Source organism: Acinetobacter sp. IRS14, from assembly GCF_034650275.1.
GTDB classification, from domain to species: domain Bacteria; phylum Pseudomonadota; class Gammaproteobacteria; order Pseudomonadales; family Moraxellaceae; genus Acinetobacter; species Acinetobacter oleivorans.
The window spans coordinates 1-3787 of the sequence record NZ_JAOVFN010000046.1 but is presented as its reverse complement, the minus strand read 5'-3'; the positions used below and the strand labels follow the sequence as shown (position 1 = coordinate 3787).

Genomic DNA, 3787 nt, shown 5'->3' with positions numbered 1-3787 from the left:
AGCACTTGGCTACGAACTAAGGGGTCGGGAGTTCGAATCTCTCTGAGCGCACCAACTTGAAGAATTAACCGCTTTTATAGCGGTTTTTTTGTGCTTATTTTTTAGTAATTTTAATAAATCTAAATTTATAACTTTTTAATTATATTAGAGATAATCATAAATGAACCTAGCTTTATTTGATTTTGATGGCACCATCACTCATAACGACACATTCAGCTTGTTTCTTAAATTTTCTTTAGATAGAAAAACACAACTCGTCGGTGGTATTCGGCTTGCACCCTATATAGCTGGCTATAAACTTGGTTGGGTAACGGATAAAACCATTCGAACTAAGCTCTGCCAAGTAGGATATGTGGGTTATGACGCGAACTCCCTAAAAGATATGGGGCAAGAGTTTGCTAAAAAGGTACTTCCTACATGTGTTCGTGAAAATGCTTTGGAGCGTATTCTCTGGCATAAACAACAAGGTGATCAAATTGTTGTTGTATCTGCATCATTAGGCGTTTATTTAGAAAGTTGGTGTCATTCTCTAGGTTTAGATGTTATATGCAACCAACTTGAAACACATAATGGTATTTTAACAGGCCATTTTATTGATGGTGATTGTGGTTATTTGGAAAAAGTAAATAGAATAAAAAATAAATATGATTTAAGCCAATACCCGACCATATATGCTTATGGTGATACTCCTAATGATTATGCAATGTTGGAATTAGCACATAAAAAGTATTATAGATGGCAAGAGATTGATTAGTATTAAATTAATATTTGAAACTATATTAAATCAGAAAGCCACTTATAAAAGTGGCTTTCTTTTAATGATATTAAACAGTATGGAAAGAATTATCTAAGAAGTTATCAGTAAGTAATGACTGAGGTACGATAGTATGCGTTGTATTGGTTACGCTAGTTACTGTAGACGTTACTCCACCGAGTAGGCTGCCACTTGTTAATCCACCAAGTAAATTAGAAATCACATCTAAGCCACCTTGACCAGTTACCCCACCAGTTAAGCTACCCACGATATCCGTTACGATACCAATAGGGTTTTCTGTGCCACCAGTGACTCCACCAGTTAAACCACCTAGAAGGTCAGTCACTACACCGAGTGGACTATCACCGCTAACACTACCAGTTAAACCTCCAAGAAGATCAGTTACTACGCCAAGAGGGCTATCACCACCAGTAACTCCACCAATAGTGCCTGTTACACCGCCAAGGATTTCTGTTAATAAACCAGTTGCAGTAGAGCCATTAGTAATAAGTGTACCGATAATACCAGTCGCTGATTCAGTTGCACCTTGGATATCTCCGCCAACTAAGTCAGATACAACTTCAAGAGCACCATTTACTGTGTCGCGAGAAGTTTCAAAAGTTAGTGTGCCGAGGTCAGCAATTTCAGAAACAGGATGTTCTACTTGTGGAAGAATACCGATAATCGTATCCGCTACGGTATCAATACCAGTGTTGATAATTTCAGTTTTTAGGCTTTCAACGCCTTGAAGAATATCGATACCGCCTTGAACTACGTCGATCACTGGAGAGATTGGAGATGTGCCGCCACCAATACCACCTGTTACGCCGCCGATAATGTCAGTCACAACTTCAAGAGGATTACCGCCAACGCCACCTGTTACACCGCCGATGATGTCAGTCACAACTTCAAGAGGGTTACCACCAGCTCCACCTGTTACACCACCGATGATGTCAGTCACAACTTCAAGCGGGTTCCCGCCAGCTCCACCCGTTACGCCACCGATGATGTCAGTTACGACTTCAAGAGGATTACCGCCAACGCCGCCTGTTACGCCGCCGATGATGTCAGTCACAACTTCAAGAGGGTTACCGCCAACACCACCTGTTACGCCGCCCACTACATCTGTAACACTTCCTACAACACCAGTGATAATACCAGCAGCAGTTGTACCATTATTGATAAGTGTACCCAGAATACCAGTTGCTGATTCAGTTGCACCTTGGATATCTCCGCCAACTAAATCAGAAACAACTTCAAGAGCACCATTTACTGTGTCGCGAGAAGTTTCGAAAGTTAATGTGCCGAGGTCAGCAATTTCAGAAACAGGATGTTCAGTTTGTGGAAGGATGCCAATGATTGTGTCGGCAACAGTGTCGATACCTGTATTAATAATTTCAGTTTTTAGGCTTTCAACGCCTTGAAGAATATCGATACCACCTTGAACTACGTCAATCACTGGAGAAATTGGAGATGCGCCGCCACCGATACCGCCCGTTACGCCGCCGATGATGTCGGTTACAACTTCAAGAGGGTTACCACCAACGCCGCCTGTTACGCCGCCGATGATATCAGTCACGACTTCAAGTGGGTTACCACCAACGCCGCCTGTTACACCACCGATGATGTCAGTTACAACTTCAAGCGGATTACCACCAACGCCACCAGTTACGCCACCCACTACATCAGTAACACTTCCAACTACACCAGTGACAATACCTGCAGCAGTTGTACCATTGTTGATAAGTGTTTCAACAATTCCAGTTGCTGATGCAGTTGCGCCTGAGATATCTCCACCTACTAAATCAGAAACAACTTCAAGAGCACCGTTTACCGTGTCGCGAGAAGTTTCAAAAGTTAAGGTACCAAGGTCTGCAATTTCAGAAACAGGATGTTCAGTTTGTGGGAGTACTCCAATGATTGTTCCAGCAACAGTTTCAATGCCAGTGTTGATAATTTCTGTTTTTAGACTTTCGACACCCTGAAGAATATCGATACCACCTTGAACGACATCAATGACTGGGGAAATTGGTGATGTTCCGCCGGTCACACCACCTGTTACGCCACCGATAACACCAGTGACTACTTCAAGAGGGTTGCCACCAGATACGCCTCCAATCAAGCCACCAGTTACACCACCCACAACATTGGTTACTGTTTCTAATGGATTTGTAGAACCGACAGTACCGGTTACAGTGCCAACCACATCAGAAACTAAGCCTGTTGCTGTATGCGTAACTGTATTAGTTACTGTAGAAATAACATTTGAAAGTAAGCCTGATGTTGAAACGTGTGCATCAACAGAAGAACCCGTGTTTACAGTGGTATTTACCGATACAACATTACCCAAGTCTTGAGTAACTTTTGAGATCGAAGATACGAGATTTTTTAGTAAAAACATGTTGGTCTATTTCCTATATAATTATGTATTTTTAAGTAAGTATTATTTATTGCGCTACATAATTAATGAGATGTATATCTCAATAATTGGAATTTAGTATTGGTTAGATATCAAAAGCTGTCAATGTGTATTTTTAGTCACATTTTTTAATATTAAATAATATTTAAAGAAATAATAATTCATTTAATTTAGACGTAAAAATAATAATGGTTTTTATATAATATTTTTTTAATTAATTATATTTTTTCTTATATTTCCACTTATTTGAAGCAGTATATTAGCTAAATTTTACTTGGGTCTATAATGTTAGGGCTTAGCTAGAAATATATTATTTCTATAATGTTGAGTGAAATGGTCGACTTTAACTTTTAGATATATGGCGAAATACGTCAAAAAGTCTATAAAACTTATTTGAAAAAAAATATTTCAAATACATCTTAGGTAAGAAAGTCTTCAATAATTTTAGCTCCTATTTTATGTAAAAGAGGGGTGTGGCTAAGAACTAGACGGTTGATGACAGAAAGATGAAAAAAGGCTTCCTAAGCCTTAAAAAATGCGTATAATGCGCAACATCAAGTACGCGCTCATAGCTCAGCTGGATAGAGCACTTGGCTACGAACTAAGGGGTCGGG

General features: G+C 39.7%; 2 protein-coding genes. One reads left to right on the top strand and one right to left on the bottom strand.

Annotated features, from left to right (window positions below):
• Positions 1-160 precede the first annotated feature (160 nt).
• On the top strand, positions 161-754 hold the full coding sequence (locus tag ODQ17_RS18925) for an HAD-IB family hydrolase (protein ID WP_005301324.1): 594 nt from the start codon (positions 161-163) through the stop codon (positions 752-754).
• A 70-nt stretch (positions 755-824) separates the two neighbouring features.
• Here the strand turns inward: ODQ17_RS18925 and ODQ17_RS18920 are convergent, their stop codons facing one another.
• On the bottom strand, positions 825-3155 hold the full coding sequence (locus tag ODQ17_RS18920) for a hypothetical protein (protein WP_322905590.1): 2331 nt from the start codon (positions 3153-3155) through the stop codon (positions 825-827).
• Positions 3156-3787: the final 632 nt, after the last annotated feature.